A 20,064-nucleotide genomic window follows, 5' to 3' on the forward strand; every position below is an offset into this window, starting at 1 on the left:
CAGCGGAGTGCGGGAGGGCGCCAACGGCGCTGACGAGCGAGGGACCGAAGCGCCGGCCGCAGCCAGCGCAGCCGCCACCTCGTCCTCACTCGCCCCCGCCAGCGCCTCCATCACCCGATCGAGTGCCTCGCTCACGTCAGTGCTCGTGACCACTCGAAGCGGGCGCCTGACCAGCGTTCTTGACCGTCAGCGGCAGCAACTTCTTGCAAGTCGGGCCTACTTGTACCCAAGTATCCATCTGCGGGCAGACGCCGCACGCCGATCGGGCACGAGACGCCGATCTTGCCCAGCCCGCAGTGCTCGGGAGGATTCTTGTCGAGGCACTGCTGGTGGTGGCAGCAGTCGGCCGCGTAGAAGCCGCCCCCTGCGGCGACGACCCGCCGTGCCGTCGCGGAAGCTGAGCCAGGCGAGCTTCCCGATCACGAGGAAGTCCCCGTCGTCGGCCTCGATGAGGTCCGGACAGGACCGCCCCGTCGCACTGCCCCGCTCGGCGGGCGTCGATCCGATCCGGCGCATGAGGGCTCCTTGGTGACAGGATCGGTGCCATGGGCACCGAGAGGGTGTGGGCGTACCGAGTGGAGGAGCCACACGGCTCGCACGGCTGGCGCCCCCACGGCGGCCCTTCCCACCGGCGGCGGGGAAGAGTCACCACCGAGTCCCGGAGCGAGGATGCCAAATACGTCGCCGCCCTCGTCGTCTCCGACCTTGTGACCGAGTGGAAGGTAAACGGCATCAGCGAGCAGCACGTGCGCGTGATCGTGTGGGCGGGCGAAGAAGGCACTGGCCCCGAGGACGCGGTCTTCACGCTGGAGATCCAGCCCGGCGTCGACGGAAAGTGACCAATCGCGGCCGGATCCGCGCACTGCCGGGATACCGGCCCGGTCGTCGAGTCCATGGTCACATGATCCGCTGGGCAGGCCCTAGTCCGCCCGGGCGGCCGCGAGGTGGGCATCCACGGCGACGACACCGTCGACGCCCTGGCACAGGCCCACGACCACCGGCACAAGACGCGATTCCGGGACGTGACCCCGCAGGGTAACGGCACCGTCCCGGACCTCGACCGCTACGGTGCCCTCTTCCAGGCTGAGGATGCGCCCCAGGACGTCCCGCTCGACCTCGCCGCGGATTTCAACGTCGGAGCGGATGAAGGCGGTCAGTAGGTCGCTACGGCTGACGATGCCGGTCAGAAGCCCGTGGTCGCCGACGACCGGCAGTTGCTTGACGTGCCGCCTGTGGAGTTCCCGCGCGGCCCGGGGGATCGTCCAGTCGGCACGGGCGGTGAAGACAGGGCTGCTCATGAGCGCGCCCGCGGTCCGGGCCCGAGCCTTGCCCCACGCGCGCTCGTCATTCCCGTCCCGCCCCTGCGGATCGGGCATGCCGGTCTCGTGGCGCAGCACGTCGGACGCGGACACGACGCCGATGGGGACGCCCTCGTCATCGATGACCGGGGCCGCGGCGATGTCGTTCGCGTCCAGCAGGGAGGCGATCTCGTGGAACGGTGTGTCGGTGTGGAGGGTGATGACTTCTTCGGTCATCACGTCGCCGACCGTGCGGCGGTGCAGCATGGCATCCAGCCTCCTCCGCTTCGCGACGGCGCGGCGCCCCGGCCTTCGCGGCCGCTCGTCCAGGCCCGTCTCCCTACCCATGACAACACCGCCCCGCTCCGGTGACCAGTGCGTTCGACCTGGCGGGGAGGGCCAGCGATCCCCCCATTTCCTTCTTGATCGGCCCCGCAATGGGGTTCCCGGCCTCCGGGCCCGGAATGACTGGTCCCCCCTGTTGACCATGATCTGGGGGGTGGTGTCACCGGTCCCGGAGGCACTGGCAGACCGCTGATTAGGGGCATGACCACCGGTTCCCGCCAGGGACTTGGGAGGCTCTTCGTAATGTGGATGCCGGCAGCTGGTGCCGCAGGTGAGGCCGGGACGCTCGACCGGAGGACGCACGTGATCGACACCAGTGACATCGGCGCCTTCCTCGGCCTGGACGTCGGCAAGGGCGAACACCACGCCACCGCCGTCACCCCGGCAGGGAAGAAAGCCTTCGACAAGCGGCTACCCAACAGCGAACCCAAGCTGCGGGAACTCTTCGAGAAGCTGCAGGCCAAGCACGGCACCGTGCTCGTGGTCGTCGACCAGCCCGCCTCCATCGGCGCCCTGCCCCTGGCCGTCGCCCGGGATGCCGGCTGCCAGGTGGCCTATCTGCCGGGCCTGACCATGCGGCGGATCGCCGATCTCTACCCCGGCGAGGCCAAGACGGATGCCCGCGACGCGTTCATCATCGCGGACGCCGCCCGCGCCATGCCGCACACGCTCCGCGCCCTCGAGCTGGAAGACGAGACCGTCGCCGAGCTGGAGATGATCGTGGGCTTCGACGACGACCTCGCCGGCGAGGCGACCCGCATCAGCAACCGGCTGCGCGGCCTGCTCACCCAGATCCATCCTTCGCTGGAGCGAGTCCTGGGCCCGCGCATCCAGCACCCGGCCGTGCTGCTGATGCTCGACCAGTTCGGCTCGCCCGCCCAGTTGAGAAAGGCCGGACGCCGCAGGCTGGTCAATCTGATACGGGCCAAAGCCCCGCGGATGGCCGAGCGCCTGGTCGACGACGTCTTCACCGCGCTCGACGAACAGACCGTCGTCGTTCCCGGCACCGACGCGGCCGCGCTGATCGTCCCCAGCCTCGCCAATCAGCTGAAATCGGTGCTCGACCAGCGCAAACTCCTCGCCGCCCGGATCGAGGAACTGCTGGAGGCCCACCCTCTTTCCAAGGTCCTGACCTCCATGCCCGGGATCGGGGTCAGGACCGGAGCCAGGATCCTCATCGACGTCGGCGACGGCAGCAGTTTTCCCTCCGCCGCCCACCTCGCGGCCTACGCCGGGCTCGCCCCGGCGACCCGAAGCTCCGGATCCTCGATCCGCGGAGAACAACCCTCCCGGAGAGGAAACAAGCAGCTCAAACGAGCCTTCTTCCTCTCCGCATTCGCGGCCCTGACCGACCCGGCCTCCCGCGCCTACTACGACAAGAAGATCGCCCAGGGAAAGCACCACACCCAAGCCCTCCTCTGCCTCGCAAGACGCCGAGCCGACGTGCTCTTCGCGATGCTCCGCGACGGCACCTTCTACGACCCCCAACCCGCCCCCACGGGCTGACGAAACCCATAGGGCCCCCCGCGCACGCCACTACGGGCCCGCAGTGGAGAACGGCGCCCCCGCCATCCCTGTGCCGGCCGCCCCCCGCCAGAGGCATCGCCTCGACCGCGAAGCCGCACTATGCGGTGCCCGACTCATGGCCACTGGCCCTATCCGCATGTGGACGCGCGTCGGCACGGCGCGGGCGGAGCGGGCCGAAGGCAGGAGCGTAGCCGGGCGTCTTGAAACTAGCGAAGAATGTCGTAACTCAGCCGTAGCGAGCTCAGACCGATTCCACCTCTGAGCAGACATTCGAGGAACCCGCAGGCTCCGGCAAGGGCGTGCGAAGACTGCGCTTCGGGGCCGAGCGGCGACGACCAGAAGAGCCGGCAGCAGTCAGCGCAGCCGCTACCTCCTCCTCGCTTGCCCCCGCCAGCGCCTCCATCACCCGATCGAGTGCCTCACTCACGTCAGTGCTCGTGACCACTCGAGGCGGGCGCTTGACCTGCGTTCTTGACCGTCAGCGGCAGCAACTTCTTGCCGGTCGGGCCTACTTGTACCCAAGTATCCATCTGCGGGCAGACAGCGCAGTCGATCTCGTCGACCATCACCACCGACGACCAAGGGGCTCACCCGATACCCGTTCGCCCCGGCGATGCAGGCGTCCTACTCTCGGTCCATGAACAGCCCTCTCGTGGCCATACTCAGTGGCGCAGGCATCTCCACCGATTCAGGGATCCCTGATTATCGGGGTCCGAACGGGCTGTGGCGGCGGGATCCGGAAGCCGAGAAGCTCGTCACGTACGAGCCCTACATGGGCGATCCGGAGATCCGTCGGCGGTCCTGGCAGATGCGTCGGAAGAACCGCGCGCTCCACGCCCAGCCGAACGCCGCGCACCGAGCCGTCGCCGAGCTGGAGCAGTCCGGCATCCCGGTCCGGGTCATCACGCAGAACGTAGACGGACTGCATCAGCTCGCCGGCATGCCCGCCCGCAAGGTGCTCGAACTGCACGGCAGCGCACGCAGTGTCGTGTGCACCCGGTGCCACGCGCGCGGACCGATGGAGGACGCTCTCGCCCGCGTCGAGGCCGGTGAGGACGACCCGGCCTGTCTGGCATGCGGGGGCATCCTCAAGTCCGCGACCGTGATGTTCGGCGAGCGGCTGGACCCGGTCGTCCTGGGCGAGGCGGTGTCGATCACCAAGGCGTGCACCGTGTTCGTCGCCGTCGGCAGCAGCCTGCAGGTGCAGCCCGCCGCCGGCCTGGTCGGGGTCGCCGCCGACAACGGAGCCCGGCTCATCATCGTCAACGCCGAGCCGACACCGTACGACGACCGCGCCGACGAGGTGATCCGCGAGCCCATCGGCACCGCCCTGCCCGAACTGCTGCACCGGTTCAGCGCCGAGGGCGCCCCTTAGGACCCGTGCCCGACAGCGGCCGCACGTTCGAAGTCCAGGAGGCGGCGTTTGCGGTCCAGGCCGCCGCCGTAGCCGGTGAGGCTGCCGTCGGAGCCGATCACGCGGTGGCAGGGGACGATGATGCCGACGGGGTTGCGGCCGTTGGCGAGGCCGACCGCGCGGGAGGCCTGGGGGCTGCCGAGGGCGTCGGCGAGCCGGCCGTAGGTGCGGGTCTCGCCGTAGGGGATACGGGTGAGCTGTTCCCAGACACTGCGCTGGAACGGGGTTCCCTGGAGGGCGAGTTCGAGGGTGAACTGCTTCAACTCGCCCGCGAAGTAGGACGTCAGCTGCTCCCGCGCCGCGGCGAAGGAGGACAGGCTGTCGTCCCGGGGGCCGAAGTTCTCCTCGGGCGGGCGGTGTCGCTGGCCGGCCATGTAGAGGCCGCACAGGGTGCCGTCGGCGTCGGCGACCAGGGTGAGCGGGCCGTACGGGCTGTCGATCACGGTGTGGGACATCACGGGGGAACCTTCTTACACGGGCAGGAAGTTGATCGGGTGACCGTCGGTCGCCCACAGGTACTGCACGGCGTACGCCCGCCAGGGCCGCCATGCCTCGGCGCGGGTGGTGAGCGCGGCGGGGGTGGAGGGAAGGCCCAGCTCCCGCGCCGCGCGCCGGATGCCGAGGTCCGTGGGGAGGAAGGCGTCGGGGTCGCCGAGGGCGCGCATGGCGATGACGTCGACCGTCCACGGCCCGAAGCCGGGCAGGGAGAGGAGACGGGCGCGGGCTTCCGCCCAGTCGGACTCGACTCCCAAGTGGAGTGTGCCGTCGGCGAGTTCGCGGACCAGGGTGGTGAAGGTGGTGCGCCGCGTGCGGGGCATCGCCAGGGTCTCGGGGTCCACGGCGGCGAGGGCTTCGGGAGGGGGGAAGAGATGGGTGAGGCCGCCCTCGGGGTCGTCGAGGGGCTTGCCGTGCGCGGTGACCAGGCGGGCCGCGTGGGTACGGGCGGCGGCCGTGGAGACCTGCTGCCCGAGTACGGCGCGCACGGCGAACTCGGCCTCGTCGACCGTGCGCGGCACCCTGCGGCCGGGCGCCTTGTCGACCAGCGGCGCGAGCAGCGGGTCGGTGCGCAGCCGGTCGTCGACGGCGACGGGGTCGGCGTCCAGGTCGAGCATGCGGCGGCAGCGGCTGATCGCCACGGGCAGGTCGCGCAGATCGCTGAGGGTGAGGCGGCAGGCGATGTGGTCGGGGCACGGCGTGAGCGAGACGATCCCGTGGCCGTACGGCAGGCGCAGCGTGCGCCGGTACGCGCCGGTGGGGGTACCTCCCACGCCGTTCAGGCCGTGGGGGAGCCATTCCTCGACGCCGGGTACGGCGGTGGCGGCGAGGTGGCCGAAGAGGTTGGACGGGTTGAGCGGGGCACGGAACGGCAGCCGCAGGCTCAGCACGCCCGGCGTGCCGGCCCCGGACCGCGGCGCGCGGGCGCGCAGCTCGCTCGGGGTCAGGGCGAAGACCTCGCGGACGGTGTCGTTGAAGGCGCGGATGGAGGAGAAGCCGGCCGCGAAGGCGATCTCCGCCATGGGCAGTGGGGTGGTCTCGATGAGCAGCCGCGCGGTCTGGGCGCGCTGGGCGCGGGCGAGCGCGAGGGGGCCCGCGCCGAGTTCGGCGAGCAGCTGCCGCTCCACCTGGCGGGTGCTGTAGCCGAGCCGGTCGGCGAGTCCGGGCACGCCCTCGCGGTCCACGACCCCGTCGGCGATGAGCCGCATGGCGCGGGCCACCAGGTCGGCGCGCTGGTTCCACTCCGGGGAGCCGGGGCTGGTGTCCGGGCGGCAGCGCTTGCAGGCCCGGAACCCGGCCTGCTGGCAGGCGGCCGCGCTCGGGTAGAACGTCATGTTCTCCGGCTTGGGCGGCACGACGGGACAGCTGGGCCGGCAGTAGATCCGGGTGGTCAGGACGGCCGTGAAGAACCACCCGTCGAACCGCGCGTCCTTGGACTGCACGGCGCGTACGCAGTGCTCCCGGTCGAGGTGCGTCGCTGTCTGCATGCGTCCAGCATCCGCCACCCGGTGCGGCGACCGCTGGCGGAAATCCGACACCAGCGTTCGCCGGCCTGCTGAGGTGCCGATCGACCCGGTGTTCGGGCTGGGCCCCGCCGACGACGGGGACCTGACCCCCGCCGTCTCACCGGGCGGGCGTCCTGAGGGTGGTCTGGCGGAACGCGTCGATCCACTCGGCGGTGGTGCGGAGCCCGCCGAACGTGTAGAAGTGCACCTTCACCGCGCCGTGCCGTTCGGGGTCGTAGCGGTGGGCGAGCGCGTGCAGGAAGCGGTCTGGGCCGGTCGTACCCATGAGGTTGGTCAGCGAGAAGCCGTACTTGCGGGCGACGGAGGCGCTGGTGGCGACGCCGAACCGGGTGGCGTAGCCGAGCAGCCGGCGTACGCCCGCCGGTCCGGGCACGCCGATGCGGACGGGCAGGTGCACGCCCCGGACGCGGGCGGCCTCCAGCCAGCTGAGGACGGGGTCGACGTCGAAGCCGAACTGGGTGATGACATCGCCGCCGAACCGGTGCGCCCCGATGGCGGCCGCCTTGTCGCTGAGCGCGGACCACAGGGTGCCGTCGGCAATCGCGGGGTGACCCTCGGGGTAGCCGCTGATGCCGATGTGCCGGACGCCATAACGCTGGAGCAGGCCGGTGCGCAGGACGGCGAGGGCGTCCGCGTAGGGGCCCTCGGGGCGGGCGGGGTCGCCGCCGACGACGAAGACGTTCTCGGCGGTGCCGTCCTCGGCCAGCCCGGACAGGAACTCCTCCAGGGCGGCGCGGGAGGGCAGCCGTCGGGCGGAGATGTGCGGGACGGGGACGAAGCCGAGCCGCTTGACCGCGCGGGCGGCCGCCAGCCGCATGCCGAGGTCCTCCCCGGCGAGGAAGGTGATGTTGATCCGGGTGCCCCGCGGGATGCCGCCGTGCGCCTCCTCCAGGCGGGCCACGTCCTTGCCGGTCATCTCCAGCGAGAAGTCGTCCAGCAGTGCGGCACCGACCGCCGGGGTGACGGTGACAGCGGGGTTCATCGTGCTCCTCGTACGACGGCGTGCAGGACCCCGGCCGATGATGTCACGCGGCGACGGGGGTCTCGGCCCGGGGTCGGCCGGGGGCGGGCCGCCGCTTGGGAGGGCCGGGCACGTACGGGGCGGATTCCTTTCACGGCGCGGGCTTGCGCGACGCGCGCCCGTACGTCGTCTGCCGCTCCCGGGCCGGTTCCGGTGCACGTGCCGCCGTTATGGACCGGTGACGCGGGCCTGCTTTGGCCCTGGCAAGGGGACCATGGCAGCGGCAGAGTGGTGCTCCCGACCCCGAGGAGGTCCCTGACCATGCGATTCCGGCACGCGGACACCATCTGGGCCGCGTTCCCCGAACTGGCCTCCGGCGCGCTGTACGTCAGCGGCGTCGGCCCCGGCGTGGACACCGGGCCGCGCGCGGCTGAGTACACCGCACGCGCCCTGGCCCGGCTGGGCGGCGCCACCGAGGGCGAGTTCCCCGAGGTGCTGGCCTGGCGGCGGACGTTCAGCCGGATGGGAGTGAAGCCCACGCAGTACCGGTGTGCCTCGGAGTCGCTGCTGCGGCGGCTGCGCAAGGAGGGGACACTGCCGCGCATCCATCCGCTGGTGGACCTGTGCAACGCGCTGTCGGTGGCGTACGCGATCCCGGTGGCGGTCCTGGACGTGGACCGGATCGCCGGGCCGCTGCTGGAGGTGCGCCCGGCCGGCGGCGACGAGACGTACACGGCGTTCGGCGGGGGCGTGGAGCATCCCGCGCCCGGCGAGGTGACCTTCGTCGACTCCGCGGGCCGCGCGCACGCCCGGCGCTGGACCCACCGGCAGAGCGGCCACTCGGCGGTCGGCGAGCACACCCGGCGGGTGCTGGTGGTGGCGGAGGCGATGCACGACGGCGGGGCGGAGAGCGTGCCCGAGCTGCTGAGGACGGTCGAGGAGGAGGTGGCGGCGCACTGGGGAGCCGGCGGAGCCGTCACGGAGTCGGCCCTGCTCACCCGGGCCGTGCCGGAATGCGCGTTCGGCGGCTGAGCGCGGGTGCGTGACAGCATCGGCGGGGTGGACGAGGAGCGAGGTGCGTGTGCCGTGATCGGCGAACTCACGGGCCGGGGCTCGGACTTCCTGCAGCTGGCGGCCGGTGACGTGCCCGTCGGCGGGAAGGCCGAGTGGCTGGCCGGCCGGCTGCGGGAGGCGATAGCGGACGGCCGGCTGGCGGTCGGCAGCAGGCTCCCGCCCACCCGGGTGCTGGCCGCCGAACTGCGCGTCTCGCGCGGGGTGATCACGGAGGCGTACCGCCGGCTCGCCGAGGACGGCCATGTGGAGGGCCGCAGGCGCGGGGGCACGGTGGTGGTCGCGGCACCGTTCCGTCCGGCGGGCGCCGGGTCCGGATACCGGAGCGGGGACAGGAGTGAGGCGCCGAGCGGGCCGGTGCGGGCCCCGCTCCGCGGGCCGCTCCCCGGCACATCCGGGGCGCCCGGCACAACCCCGCCCGGGACCGGGTCGCCGTACCCACCGGGCACACCGTCCCGGCGCGCCCCCGGCACGCTGCCCTCCGGTGGGCCGCCCGCGGCGCCCTTCCGCCACGCCCCCGGTGCCGACGTCTTCGACGCGCTGCGCAACGCCCCGGCCGCCGTCGACCTCACTCCGGGGAAGCCGGACCTCACCACCTTCCCGCGTACCGCCTGGCTGCGCGCCGAGCGTGCCGTCCTCGCGGAGCTGTCCGCCGAGCACCTCGGCTACGGCGACCCCCGCGGCGCTCCGGCGCTGCGGCGGGCCGTCGCCGGGTGGCTGGCGCGGATGCGGGGCGTGCGGGTGGAGCCGGACGAGGTGCTGATCGTCGCGGGCACCGCCCAGGCGCTCACGCTGCTGCACCCGGTGCTGCGGGGCGACGGCATCGACGCCGTCGCGGTGGAGGACCCGGGCTCGCTCGGCGCCCGTCAGCACCTGCACAACGGGGGCCTGACGACCCCGCCGGTGCCGGTCGACGCGGACGGGGTGCGGGTGGACGCGCTGCGCGCGACCGGCGCCCGCGCGGTGCTGCTCACGCCCGCCCACCAGTTCCCGACCGGCGTGGTGACCAGCGGCGAGCGCCGGCGTGAGCTGCTGGCCTGGGCCCGGGACGGCGGGCTGATCCTGGAGGACGACTACGACGCCGAGCACCGCTACGACCGTCCGCCGGTCCCGGCGCTGCGGGCGCTGCTGGCCGACCGGGTGTGCTACATGGGCAGCGTGTCGAAGCTGCTCGCCCCGGCACTGCGCATCGGCTGGCTGCTGGCGCCGTCCCGCTATCGCTCGGACCTGGTCGACGCCAAGCGGTTCAACGATCTGGGCAACGCGGTGCTGCCGCAGCTGGTGCTCGCCGGGCTGATGGAGTCCGGGGCGCTGGAGCGGCACCTACGGCTGGTGCGGCGGCGGCACCGCGACCGCCGCGACGCGATGATCGCCGCGCTCGCCGGGCATCTGCCCGGCGGAACCGTGCACGGCGCCGCGGCGGGCCTGCACCTGACGGTCACGTACACCGCGGACGTGCCCGACACGGAACTCGCCGCCGCCGCGCTGGCCCGGGGCGTGAAGTGCCAACCGCTGTCCTGGCACCGGCAGTTGCCCGGCCCACAGGGGCTGGTCCTCGGCTACGCGGCGACCGCGCCGGGAGCCATCGCGCAGGGCGTGGCCGTCCTCGGCCGGACGCTGCGCGCACTGTCCTGACGGAGGGGTCCGCGCCGGGACCAGCCCCGGTGCGGATCAGCCGACCTGGCCGGCGAACGCGTCGTACGCTCGCTCGTCGAAGAGGACGAAGCACACCTCTTCGACGGACGACGTCGGTGTGTTCCGCACGGTGTCCACGGCGATCCGCGCCGCGTCCTCCATCGGCCACCGGTACACGCCCGTGGAGACGGCCGGGAACGCGACCGTGCGGGCGCCGAGTTCGTCGGCGACCTTGAGCGACTCCCGGTAGCAGGAGGCGAGCAGGCCGGAGCGGTCCTCGCTCTGGCTGTACACCGGGCCCACCGTGTGGATGACCCAGCGGGCGTCGAGTTCACCGGCCGTGGTGGCGACCGCCTGGCCGGTGGGCAGGCCCTTGCCGTACCGGGAGGCGCGCAGGGCGCGGCACTCCTGAAGGATGGCGGGGCCGCCGCGCCGGTGGATCGCGCCGTCGACTCCTCCGCCGCCGAGGAGGGAGGAGTTGGCCGCGTTGACGATCGCGTCGGCGCTCTGCCGGGTGATGTCGCCCTGGACGAGCGTGATGGTGGTCATGTCTGCTGCCTCAGTCTTCGCCATACGGCCTTGGCCGCGTTGTGCCCCGACATGCCGTGCACGCCGGGCCCCGGCGGCGTGGCCGAGGAGCAGATGAAGACGGCCGGATGGGGGGTGTGGTACGGGAACAGGGACAGTCTGGGGCGAAGCAGCAGCTGGAGTCCGGACGCCGCGCCGCAGGCGATGTCGCCGCCGACGTAGTTGGCGTTGTGGGCGGCCAGTTCGGCGGGGCCGGCGACGGCGCGGGCGAGGACGCGGTCACGGAACCCGGGGGCGAAGCGCTCCAGTTGGCGTTCCATGGCGTCGGTGAGATCGCCGGACCAGCCGCTCGGGACATGGCCGTACGCCCAGAAGACCTGTTTGCCCTCGGGGGCGCGGGTCGGGTCGACGATGCCGGGCTGCACGGTGATCAGGAACGGCCGGGCGGGGGCACGGCCCTCGCGGGAGGCGGCGCGCAGGGCGGTGGAGATCTCGTCCTTGCTCGCGCCGATCTGCACGGTCGTGGCGGTGCGGGCCTCGGGTGCGGTCCAGGGCACGGGGCCGTCCAGCGCGTAGTCGATCTTGAAGACGCTCGGGCCGTAGCGGTAGTGCGCGTAGTGGCCGCCGAAGCCGGCGATGCGGGCCAGCGCGGTGGGTGAGGTGTCGAAGACGTACGCCCGCGCGGGGGGCAGGTCGTCCAGGCGCTTGACCTCGTAGTCGGTGTGCACGGCGCCGCCGAGGTCCTTCAGGTAGGCGGCGAGCGCGTCGGAGATGGCCTGGGAGCCGCCGCGGGGCACCGGCCAGCCGCGGGCGTGCGCGGACAGGGCGAAGACCAGGCCGACGGCGCCGGTGGCCAGGCCGTTCAGCGGTGCGATCACATGGGCGACCAGACCGGCGAACAGGGCCTTGGCCCGCTCGTCCTTGAAGCGGCGCAGCAGCCAGGTGGACGGCGGCAGCCCGGCCAGGCCGAAGCGGGCCAGGGTGACGGGGTCGCGCGGGAGCGCGGTCAGCGGCAGGGACATGAAGTCCCGTACGAGGGTGTCCCAGTGGGCGAGGAACGGCTCGACCAGTCTGCGGTACGCGCCCGCGTCCCTTGGTCCGAAGGAGGCGGCAGTCTCGGCCACCGAGCGGGACAGCACGGCCGCGGTGCCGTCGGGGAAGGGATGCGCCATCGGCAGCTCGGAGTGCAGCCACTGAAGGCCGTAGCGGTCGAGGGGCAGGGCCCGGAACGCCGGTGAGTTCACGCCGAGGGGGTGGGCGGCCGAACACGGGTCGTGCCGGAAGCCGGGCAGGGTCAGTTCCTCGGTGCGGGCGCCGCCGCCCACGGTGGACTTCGCCTCGAACAGCGCGACGGAGAAGCCGCGGCGGGCCAGCTCCACGGCCGCGGTCAGTCCGTTCGGTCCCGCACCCACCACAACCGCATCGAGCATCGACGGCACCTTCGGACCCCTTCGTCAGCCGATGGCCACTCAGGGTCAGGATATGCCGGAGGAGTGACACTGCCGGGGGGGCGGGGGCCGGGGGCCAAGGGCCCGGGGGCGGGGCTCGGGGGGCAGGGTTGGGGGGCAGGGCTTGGGGGCGGGGACGGGGGCCAAGGCGGGGGGGCAGGGCTCGGGGAGCCAAAGCTGGGGGGGGCAGGGGCCGGGTGGCCGGGTCCGGGGGTCCGGGGCCAGAGACCCGGATGGCCGGGGCCGGGCGCCCAGGGACGGGTGGACAGGGACCGGGAGACCGAGCCAGGGACCCAGGCGGCCAGGGCCAGGAGCCCGGGGACGGGTGGAGACGGACTGTGAGCCCGAGGCCAGGGACCCACGTGGCCAGGGCCAGGAGCCCGGGGCCCGGGGACAGGGGACAGGGACCGGGAGACCGAGGCCAGGGACCCAGGCGGCCAGGGCCAAGGGCCCGGGGACGGGCGGACAGGGACCGGGAGAGCGAGCCCAGGGACCCAGGTGGCCGGGGCCGGGAGCCCAGGGCCAGGGGACGGGTGGACACGGACTGGGGACCCGGGGACGGGAGGCCGGGGACCGGGGCCGGGAGGCCGAGGCCCGGGAGCCCGGGGACGGGAGGCCGGGGACCGGGGCCGGGAGGCCGAGGCCCGGGAGCCCGGGGCCGGGAGGCCGGGGACCGGGGCCGGGAGGCCGAGGCCCGGGAGCCCGGGGCCGGGAGGGCTGGGAGGCCGGCCCGACCGGTGGCCGGGTGGGCCGGTGGGTCGGTGGCCGTGATGGGTCGGGCGGCACGGGGGCGTCGGCGAGTGCGATCGGCCCACGCGGCGGTGCCGCGTTCCGATACAGCCCGCGCCCGCGGGAACGGGGTGCCTCGCCGGTTTCAGGCCGACGTGCGCAGCAGGTCCACCACCCGGCGTGCCGTCGCGGTGTCGCGGGCCGCGGTGAACGGCAGTGCGTTGCCGCCGGTCACGCGGAACGGCTCGCCGGCGCGGGTGAGGTGCGTGCCGCCCGCCTCCTCGACCAGGAGCAGGCCGGCCGCGTGGTCCCAGGCAGCCTCCCAGGAGAAACTGACGGCGTCCAACTCGCCCCGGGCGATGGCGAGATACTCCAGGCCCGCCGAAGCGCAGGGGCGGGGGGCGAGGCCGTCGGTCCACAGGGCGCGCAGCGCGTGCTTCTGCTCGTCGGTGGTGTAGTCCGGGTGGGACGTGGCGACGACGAGGTCCCGGCCGGGCGCGGGCGAGCCCGCGAACAGCCGCTCGCCGTCGAGGAAGGCGCCCTGGCCGCGGACCGCGGTGGCGAGCTGGTCACGCGCCGCGGCGTAGGTCCAGGAGGCGAGGACGACGCCCCGGTGGGCCAGGGCGACCAGGGTGCAGAACCCGTCGTCGCCGTGCACGAACTGGCGGGTGCCGTCGACCGGGTCGACGATCCAGACCGGTGCGTCGCCCTGGAGCGCGGCATAGGTCGCCGGGTCGGCGTGCACCGCCTCCTCGCCGACGACGACCGAGCCGGGCAGCAGGGACCCGAGGTCCGCGGTGAGCCGCAGCTCGGCGAGCCGGTCGGCGTCCGTCACCAGGTCGTGGGGGCCGCTCTTCTGGTCCACCTCGTGCTCGGCGAGGTGGCGGAAACGGGGCAGGATCTCGGCCGCGGCGGCCTTGCGGACCACCTCCTCCACGTCGGCCGAGCAGCGGGCGAGAAACTCTTCGATGGTTTCCGTCATTGCTTCGATCATGCCTCCATGAGAGCACGTCCCACTGACAATCCCCGCCCACCCGGTGCACGGCGGGTGGAATCGGGATGAACAACAGGTGTCGCATGATCAGTCAGCGGCCGACGGCGTACCCCTGCATGCCCCGCGGGTTCGCCGCCGCCGAGAGCACGCCGGTCTCCGGGTCGCGGGCCACCGCGCACAGGCGTCCCTCGGACCAGGCGGGGCCGACGGTGACGTCGTGGCCGCGCCGCCGCAGCTCCTCGACCACCTCCGCGTCCACGCGGGACTCCACGGTCACGCTGCCGGGGCGGCGACCGCGCGGGTGGAAGGAGCTGGGGAAGCTGTCGTTGTGCCAGTTGGGCGCGTCGATCGCGCCCTGAAGGTCGAGACCGCCGCGGACCGGGGCGCGCAGGGCGGCGGCGAGGAAGAAGTGCAGCTGCCACTGGTCCTGCTGGTCGCCGCCCGGTGTGCCGAACGCCAGGACCGGCACCCCCTCGCGCAGCGCGAGGGACGGGGTGAGGGTGGTGCGCGGGCGGCGACCGGGGGTGAGGGAGTTCGGCAGGCCCTCCTCCAGCCAGGTCATCTGCAGACGGGTGCCGAGCGGGAAGCCCAGCTCGGGCACGACGGGGTTGGACTGCAGCCAGCCGCCGCTGGGCGTGGCGGCGATCATGTTGCCCCAGCGGTCGACGACGTCCAGGTGGCAGGTGTCGCCGCGGGTCGTGCCGTCGGCGGCCACCCGCGGCTCGCCGGGGAGCTCGGCGACCGTCGGCTCGCCGGCGCCCATCGGGTCGAAGCCGCGGTCGCCGGTCTCCACGCGCGCGTACGCCTGCGCAGGCAGCCGTGGGGTGCGTCCGCCGGGGCTGCCCGGCCGCAGCTCGAAGGAGGCCTTGGCGCCGATGAGGGCCCGCCGCCCGGCGTTGTAGTCGTCCGAGAGAAGCTCGGCGACCGGCACCTCGGCCGCGTCCCCGTACCAGGCCTCGCGGTCGGCCATGGCGAGCTTGCAGCCCTCGATCAGCAGGTGGACGTACTCCGCGGAGCCGTACGCGGGGAGCTCGGGCGGGAGCAGGGCGAGCTGCTGCAGGAGGGCGGGGCCCTGGCTCCAGGGGCCCGCCTTGCACACGGTCCAGCCGTTCCAGTCGTAGGTCACCGGGGCCTCGTAGCTCGCCGACCAGCCCGTGAGGTCGGCCTCGGTGAGCATGCCGGTGTGCCGTGCGCCGCTGGTGTCCAGCGTGGGCCGCCGGGACTGCCGTACGAGCGCCTCGGCGATGAAGCCGGTGCGCCACACCTCGCGCGCGGCGTCGATCCGCGCCTCCCGGTCCCCGCTGGTCGCGCTCTCGGCCAGCAGCCGCTTCCAGGTGGCGGCGAGGGCGGGGTTGCAAAAACGCTCACCGGGCCGGGGCGCCCGGCCGCCGGGCAGGTACACCTCGGCCGACGAGGTCCACTCGGTCTCGAACAGCTCCCGCACGGTCTCCACGGTCGCGCCCAGCCTCTCCACGGGCGCGTGCCCGTGCTCGGCGTAACCGATGGCGTACTTCAGCACGTCTTCCAGGGCCCTCGTGCCGTGGTCGCGCAGGAGCAGCAGCCAGGCGTCGAAGGCACCGGGCACGGCGGCCGCGAGCGGTCCGGTGCCGGGTACGAGGTCCAGTCCGAGCCCCCGGTAGTGGGCGACGGTGGCGCCGGCCGGGGCCACGCCCTGACCGCACAGCACGCGCACCTCGCCGCCGGCCGGCGCGAGCAGGATCGGCACCTCGCCGGCCGGCCCGTTGAGGTGGGGCTCCACCACGTGCAGCACGAACGCGCCGGCCACGGCGGCGTCGAAGGCGTTGCCGCCGTCCTCCAGGACCGCCATCGCCGACTGGGAGGCCAGCCAGTGGGTGGAGGACACCATGCCGTATGTCCCCTGAAGAGTGGGACGAGTCGTGAATTGCATCCGCACCTCACTGTTCGCGTGCCATCAGCGGACCCGTCCAGGCGCACGTGCGAGCCCCGAACCCCATGCATCCCCGTCGGTCTCCGGCCGGAAACGGCCGCCCGGGAGAGCGGTTGCGACCCATCGGCGGGCCCTCGGTGGCGGGCACGCAGCACTCCGTGACCCCGCGCAGGCGGCCCTGGTTCAGCAGTGGGTCAAGGGCTGTTCTGTCCTCGGCCAAGCGGACGTATGGGTTCTGTGTACGCCCGCATTCCCGCCCCGACATAGCCGGATTTGCCCCCTTGACCGCTGGCTACGGTGGTCGCGCCCGATCGGCCACGCAATCACGGGGAAGAGGTGACGGCGATGGGGGCGCCGATGCGTTCACGCCTGCTCGATTTCGTGGAGCCGGATCCGCCGGGAGGCGCTGCCTCGGGGCAGGAACCGGATCCACGCCGTTCGCATCTGAGGGACCTCGTCGAGGCGGCACCTCCCCCGAACGTGGCCGAGGACGGCCGGCCTCGCCCCAGACCGGGCGTGCCGCCCTACCACACACCGGTGTTCGTCCCGGCCCATCCGAGGTCCGTCGCGGCGACGGGGACGAGCGGGCGCCCGGCACGGGTGCCGTTCATCGTCTGCGAGCTGTTCGCCCACCCGGCGCACGGCAGCGTGGCCTTCGCGTTCACCGCACTGGACAAGCTGGTGGAGGCGCTCGGCGAGGCACAGCCGTGGGTCGCCGCCTCGATCGGCCCACTGGCCGAGGCGATGGACGAACAGGGCGTCACCGTCCTGCTGGATCCGCGGGTCGCGCCCCAGGAACCCAACTGGCGGCCGGAGGACCTGGCCGCCTACGCGCGGGAGGTGCGCCGGTGACGGCCGACTTCAAGGTCATCTACGACGACCTCGCCACGCTGGCGAAGACCTTCCACGACCAGGCCGACGACTACCGGAAGCTGAAACCGGACGTGACGCCGCCGGTGGTCAGCGGCGGTGACCCGGGGCTGGACAGCGCGATCAAGGAGGTCGCCGACCTCATCGAGAGCCTGCACATCCTCCTCGCGGACCGGCTGGACGAGCACGGGGACAAGGCCGGGTACGCGCGTGACTCCTTCCACCGGCACGACGTGGACGTCCACGGCGTCTTCGAGGACCTCACCCCGGAGGACTGGCACTGATGGGCGACAGCTGGGTGGGCGGCGACATCAGCGGCCTGCACACGATGGCCGACACGTACAAGAACGCCAAGGACAAGCTCGACGGCGTGGTGAAGCCGCTCAGCAATGCCGTCGAGAAGCTGGCGGGTGACGCGAGCTGGAAGGGCGACGCGGCCCAGACGTTCCGCGGCAAGTGGAGCGAGGACCAGATCACGGCCGGCGGTTTCGCCGAGCTGGTGCATCAGGCGGGCGAGATCCTGGGAACCCTCGCCGACGCGCTGTCGACGTGCGAGAGGTCCCTGCACAACGCCCATCACATCGCCGCCGGCAAGGGGGTGGCGACGGACGACAAGGGCGTACCGAGGCAGCCCACGACGGCGAAGCCGCCGAGCGCGCAGGATCAGGGGACCATCGCCGCGACGAACGAGTACACCGCGGCGCGCGCTCACATCCTGCAGACCGCCCAGCACGCGCGACTCACGGCGGCGAACCAGTTGCAGGGGCTGTACGACCAGGTGACGTCGAAGGACGGCGCGGCGTCCACCGGGGACAAGGTCACCATCGCCGACTACCTCCGCGGCCTGTACGCGTACGACGCCGAGGACGCCCGAGCCGGTGGCGCGAAGGCCCGCGCGAAGCTCGACGACGCCAGGAACGAGGCACAGGCCGCCAAGAAGCAACTCCGGGCGGAGCGCAAGGCGTACCAGAAGGCGGGCGAGGCACTGCCCAAGGACCTGCCCGCCAAGAGCGCCTACCGCGACGCGCTCACCAAGGTCGACGACCTGGAGAACGCGATCGCCCGCGCCGAGAACGGCAGCACCGCACTCCCCTACGACCGTGCGCTGAACGTGAAGCTGGCCGACGCCGCCGACCTGCTGCGCGCGGGCGAGGGCCTGGAGAAGGTGCCGGACTTCCTGAAGGAGATCCCGGTCCTCGACGTCGCCGCGGCCGGCGCCTGCGGGCTGCTGGAGGCGTCCGGTGACCATGACGCGGGCTGGTCGTGGCAGCGGTCGATCGCGACCGACGGCGGCGCCAACATCGCCGGCCTGGCGGCCGGTACGGCCATCACGGCGGGCCTCGTGGCCGCCGCGCCGTTCGATGTGCCCGTCGCCGTGGCGGCGGGGGTCGGCGGGGCCGTCGTGATCGGCGCGACCGGCATCATCGACCACTCCCTCCACGAGCACTGGAGCGAGGACATCCACGATCACGGTGTGGTCGGCGGCGTGCTGACCGGCACGGGACACGTACTGTCCAAGACCGGGGGCGACTTCAAACGACTCGGAGAGGACGTGTGGCATGGCATCACGAGCATCTTCTGAGGCTCCCGGTGCCCGCGTGCCCGCCCGGATCCCGTCCCTCAACGGGCTGGGCACCAGCTGGTACGAGCGCGGCACCGGCTACTGGCTGCGCCGGGTGCGACTGGCCGTCCTGATGCTGGCCGTCCTGGCCTTGCTGTGCTTCGCCGCCGTCGAGCTCTACGCGGGGTTCCGCACGGTGCTGCCGTCGGGCGTGCGCCCGGTATGGGACTGGGCGCAGGTGGCCGGGGCCTGCGTGGCCCTGCCCTGGGGATGGGTGGTGCAGCGGCGTCGGCATCGCGGGCAGCTCCTCGATCCGCCCGAGCCGGACGAGTTCCGCACCCGCAAGAGCACGGAGGTCCGCCGCACCACCGGACTGGCCTTCGTCGGCCGCGGTCTGCTGGTACTCGCGGCGCCCGTCCTGCCGGCGCTGGCCGGTTTCGCCGTCGGCTGGAGCGCCGGCATGCTCACCGTCCGCGAGTACCCCAGCGAGGTCGGCGCCCGCCGCTGGCTGGATGCGCACCCCACCGGAACGTGACAGCGAGCGAAACACCCCTGGGCACACCGTCTCTGCCGGGGCTGGGCGCCACCTGGTACCGGCGTGGTCCGCGCTACTGGCTGCGGCGTGCCCTCGGTGCCGCCGCATGGCTCGCGGTTCCGGCCTTCGGTGTCCGGCCCAGGCGGCGGCGTCCGTCGTGGCCGTGGTGTGGGGGTGGCCTGTGCAGCGCCGGGACCCCCGCAGGAAGCTCCTGGCCGCGCCCGCCCCGACGAGTTCCGTGCCGCCGAGCGAGACGAGCGCCGTCGTGCCACCGGTCCGCCCGTAGCCGGTCGCGCCCTCTGCAGCGAGGTACAAAACAGGCAGAGCGGTACGTCGTGAACGCGCTGCCGTGATCGGGCGGGCACGCTGCGAGATTCCGCTTCCGCCCCACAGGGACTCGTGTGACACTGTCGTCCCACGCCCACCCTGCCGACCCCTTCCGTACCCCCTCCCCCACTCGAGAAGTGCGCCGTGCGTTCTCTTCCTCTGCCGCTCGCCCTCACCGCGCGGATCTCGCCGGTCGCGGTGCTCGCCTGTGCCGGCTGGGCGCTGACGTCCGGGCCGGCCGCGTCGTCGGCGGCCGCCGGGCACCAGGCGGCCCAGAAGACGTCCAGCCAGTCCTCCTCCGCTTCGTCCTCCTCCGACCCGTCGTCCACCACGGCGGCGAAGGCGTACAGCACCGCGCCCTCCCCCTGCACCAGCGTGCCCGCGGCCACCGTCAAGTCCCTGGTGCCGGGGGCGAAGACGAGCGGCAAGGAGATCCCGTCGACGGACACCAGGCTGCGCCGCACCTGCTCCTGGAACGCGCTGCAGGGCTACGACTACCGCTGGCTCGACGTGTCGTTCGAGATCAGCGGGTCGGGCCAGGAGGCGACGCAGGAGTACCAGCAGCGGGTGAAGGAGAAGAGCGGCGGCGGGGCCGTGCCGGGGCTCGGGAACAGCGCGTACTCCGTCGTCAACCTCACCACGGAGGACAAGCAGCAGACGCGCGAGGGGGTGGTGATGGTCCAGGTGTCCAACGCCCTGGTGATCGTCACCTACAACGGCAGCAACTTCGACACGAAGAAGGCGCCCGGCACGGACGAGATCAACAAGGGGGCCATCCAGGCGGCACGGGCCGCGGTGGGCGCGCTCGGGGGCGGTCAGTCGCAGTCCGGCTGACCGCCCCGGCTCCCTTGCGCCCTCGCCTCCGTGCGGCCGGTCAGCAGGGTGAGGGCC

The 20,064-nt window shown here is 73.1% G+C and carries 18 protein-coding genes; 10 read left to right on the forward strand and 8 right to left on the reverse strand.

Annotated elements, in window-relative coordinates; all coding sequences use genetic code 11:
* Positions 1-545 precede the first annotated feature (545 nt).
* On the forward strand, positions 546-839 hold the full coding sequence (locus ACWDEN_RS42650) for a hypothetical protein (RefSeq protein ID WP_450863332.1): 294 nt from the start codon (positions 546-548) through the stop codon (positions 837-839).
* Between the two features lie 81 nt (positions 840-920).
* On the opposite strand, the gene ACWDEN_RS42655 is transcribed toward ACWDEN_RS42650, so the two are convergent.
* Positions 921-1,565, reverse strand: a complete 645-nt coding sequence (locus ACWDEN_RS42655) for a CBS domain-containing protein (RefSeq protein WP_351614947.1) — start codon at positions 1,563-1,565, stop codon at positions 921-923.
* Between the two features lie 327 nt (positions 1,566-1,892).
* Between ACWDEN_RS42655 and ACWDEN_RS42660 the strand changes: the two genes are divergently transcribed.
* Positions 1,893-3,149, forward strand: coding sequence for an IS110 family transposase (locus ACWDEN_RS42660; protein ID WP_450863334.1), 1,257 nt, complete (start codon positions 1,893-1,895; stop codon positions 3,147-3,149).
* A gap of 658 nt (positions 3,150-3,807) precedes the next feature.
* On the forward strand, positions 3,808-4,545 hold the full coding sequence (locus tag ACWDEN_RS42665) for an SIR2 family NAD-dependent protein deacylase (protein ID WP_351614951.1): 738 nt from the start codon (positions 3,808-3,810) through the stop codon (positions 4,543-4,545).
* On the opposite strand, the gene ACWDEN_RS42670 is transcribed toward ACWDEN_RS42665, so the two are convergent.
* The 3 genes from ACWDEN_RS42670 to ACWDEN_RS42680 form a co-directional block, all read right to left on the reverse strand.
* Positions 4,542-5,042, reverse strand: coding sequence for a methylated-DNA--[protein]-cysteine S-methyltransferase (locus ACWDEN_RS42670; protein ID WP_450863336.1), 501 nt, complete (start codon positions 5,040-5,042; stop codon positions 4,542-4,544). The two genes, ACWDEN_RS42665 and ACWDEN_RS42670, sit on opposite strands and share 4 nt — an antisense overlap.
* A gap of 12 nt (positions 5,043-5,054) precedes the next feature.
* Positions 5,055-6,566: an AlkA N-terminal domain-containing protein gene (locus ACWDEN_RS42675; protein ID WP_450863338.1), complete on the reverse strand. Its 1,512-nt coding sequence runs from the start codon at positions 6,564-6,566 to the stop codon at positions 5,055-5,057.
* Positions 6,567-6,702: 136 nt separating this feature from the next.
* Entirely contained in the window at positions 6,703-7,587 is an 885-nt protein-coding gene (locus tag ACWDEN_RS42680; RefSeq protein ID WP_450863340.1) for a methylenetetrahydrofolate reductase, read from the reverse strand.
* 300 nt (positions 7,588-7,887) lie between these two features.
* Here ACWDEN_RS42680 and ACWDEN_RS42685 point away from each other — a divergent pair, with 300 nt between their 5' ends.
* Together ACWDEN_RS42685 and ACWDEN_RS42690 are read left to right on the forward strand one after the other, a co-directional pair.
* The gene (locus ACWDEN_RS42685) at positions 7,888-8,598 is read left to right on the forward strand and encodes a B3/B4 domain-containing protein (protein WP_450863341.1); all 711 of its coding nucleotides are present in this window, start codon (positions 7,888-7,890) and stop codon (positions 8,596-8,598) included.
* A 111-nt stretch (positions 8,599-8,709) separates the two neighbouring features.
* A complete protein-coding gene (locus ACWDEN_RS42690) occupies positions 8,710-10,272 on the forward strand; it encodes an aminotransferase class I/II-fold pyridoxal phosphate-dependent enzyme (protein WP_450863360.1) in 1,563 nt (520 codons plus the stop codon).
* Positions 10,273-10,308: 36 nt separating this feature from the next.
* On the opposite strand, the gene ACWDEN_RS42695 is transcribed toward ACWDEN_RS42690, so the two are convergent.
* From ACWDEN_RS42695 to ACWDEN_RS42710, 4 genes are all read right to left on the reverse strand, one after another.
* A complete protein-coding gene (locus ACWDEN_RS42695; RefSeq protein ID WP_450863343.1) occupies positions 10,309-10,821 on the reverse strand; it encodes an O-acetyl-ADP-ribose deacetylase in 513 nt (170 codons plus the stop codon).
* Positions 10,818-12,239 (reverse strand): phytoene desaturase family protein, encoded by a 1,422-nt coding sequence (locus tag ACWDEN_RS42700; RefSeq protein ID WP_351614967.1) that lies wholly within the window; start codon positions 12,237-12,239, stop codon positions 10,818-10,820. The genes ACWDEN_RS42695 and ACWDEN_RS42700 overlap by 4 nt, the downstream gene beginning before the upstream one ends.
* An 883-nt stretch (positions 12,240-13,122) precedes the next feature.
* Positions 13,123-13,971: an inositol monophosphatase family protein gene (locus ACWDEN_RS42705; RefSeq protein WP_450863345.1), complete on the reverse strand. Its 849-nt coding sequence runs from the start codon at positions 13,969-13,971 to the stop codon at positions 13,123-13,125.
* 91 nt (positions 13,972-14,062) lie between these two features.
* Complete coding sequence (locus ACWDEN_RS42710) at positions 14,063-15,880, reverse strand: gamma-glutamyltransferase family protein (RefSeq protein WP_450863347.1); 1,818 nt, start codon at positions 15,878-15,880, stop codon at positions 14,063-14,065.
* A gap of 357 nt (positions 15,881-16,237) precedes the next feature.
* On the opposite strand from ACWDEN_RS42710, the gene ACWDEN_RS42715 reads away from it, so the two are divergent.
* From ACWDEN_RS42715 to ACWDEN_RS42735, 5 genes are all read left to right on the forward strand, one after another.
* Positions 16,238-16,732 carry an SAV_915 family protein gene (locus tag ACWDEN_RS42715; RefSeq protein WP_450863349.1) on the forward strand — a complete coding sequence of 165 codons (495 nt, stop codon included), beginning with the start codon at positions 16,238-16,240 and terminating at the stop codon, positions 16,730-16,732.
* Positions 16,729-17,034 (forward strand): DUF6317 family protein, encoded by a 306-nt coding sequence (locus ACWDEN_RS42720; protein ID WP_351614976.1) that lies wholly within the window; start codon positions 16,729-16,731, stop codon positions 17,032-17,034. The genes ACWDEN_RS42715 and ACWDEN_RS42720 overlap by 4 nt, the downstream gene beginning before the upstream one ends.
* Positions 17,034-18,332, forward strand: coding sequence for a hypothetical protein (locus tag ACWDEN_RS42725; protein ID WP_351614979.1), 1,299 nt, complete (start codon positions 17,034-17,036; stop codon positions 18,330-18,332). The genes ACWDEN_RS42720 and ACWDEN_RS42725 overlap by 1 nt, the downstream gene beginning before the upstream one ends.
* Positions 18,310-18,846: a hypothetical protein gene (locus ACWDEN_RS42730; protein WP_351614982.1), complete on the forward strand. Its 537-nt coding sequence runs from the start codon at positions 18,310-18,312 to the stop codon at positions 18,844-18,846. The genes ACWDEN_RS42725 and ACWDEN_RS42730 overlap by 23 nt, the downstream gene beginning before the upstream one ends.
* A gap of 471 nt (positions 18,847-19,317) precedes the next feature.
* Positions 19,318-20,007 carry a hypothetical protein gene (locus ACWDEN_RS42735; RefSeq protein WP_450863352.1) on the forward strand — a complete coding sequence of 230 codons (690 nt, stop codon included), beginning with the start codon at positions 19,318-19,320 and terminating at the stop codon, positions 20,005-20,007.
* Positions 20,008-20,064 lie beyond the last annotated feature (57 nt).

Source organism: Streptomyces sp. NPDC001153, assembly GCF_053598315.1.

Excerpts from the sequence above, each read along its gene's own strand:
- ACWDEN_RS42675 (WP_450863338.1), bottom strand. The coding sequence starts at position 6,566 with ATGCAGACAGCGACGCACCTCGACCGGGAGCACTGCGTACGCGCCGTG.
- ACWDEN_RS42650 (WP_450863332.1), top strand. The coding sequence starts at position 546 with ATGGGCACCGAGAGGGTGTGGGCGTACCGAGTGGAGGAGCCACACGGC.
- ACWDEN_RS42685 (WP_450863341.1), top strand. The coding sequence starts at position 7,888 with ATGCGATTCCGGCACGCGGACACCATCTGGGCCGCGTTCCCCGAACTG.
- ACWDEN_RS42705 (WP_450863345.1), bottom strand. The coding sequence starts at position 13,971 with ATGATCGAAGCAATGACGGAAACCATCGAAGAGTTTCTCGCCCGCTGC.
- ACWDEN_RS42695 (WP_450863343.1), bottom strand. The coding sequence starts at position 10,821 with ATGACCACCATCACGCTCGTCCAGGGCGACATCACCCGGCAGAGCGCC.
- ACWDEN_RS42680 (WP_450863340.1), bottom strand. The coding sequence starts at position 7,587 with ATGAACCCCGCTGTCACCGTCACCCCGGCGGTCGGTGCCGCACTGCTG.
- ACWDEN_RS42725 (WP_351614979.1), top strand. The coding sequence starts at position 17,034 with ATGGGCGACAGCTGGGTGGGCGGCGACATCAGCGGCCTGCACACGATG.
- ACWDEN_RS42730 (WP_351614982.1), top strand. The coding sequence starts at position 18,310 with ATGGCATCACGAGCATCTTCTGAGGCTCCCGGTGCCCGCGTGCCCGCC.
- ACWDEN_RS42655 (WP_351614947.1), bottom strand. The coding sequence starts at position 1,565 with ATGCTGCACCGCCGCACGGTCGGCGACGTGATGACCGAAGAAGTCATC.
- ACWDEN_RS42660 (WP_450863334.1), top strand. The coding sequence starts at position 1,893 with ATGCCGGCAGCTGGTGCCGCAGGTGAGGCCGGGACGCTCGACCGGAGG.
- ACWDEN_RS42715 (WP_450863349.1), top strand. The coding sequence starts at position 16,238 with ATGCGTTCACGCCTGCTCGATTTCGTGGAGCCGGATCCGCCGGGAGGC.
- ACWDEN_RS42710 (WP_450863347.1), bottom strand. The coding sequence starts at position 15,880 with ATGCAATTCACGACTCGTCCCACTCTTCAGGGGACATACGGCATGGTG.
- ACWDEN_RS42665 (WP_351614951.1), top strand. The coding sequence starts at position 3,808 with ATGAACAGCCCTCTCGTGGCCATACTCAGTGGCGCAGGCATCTCCACC.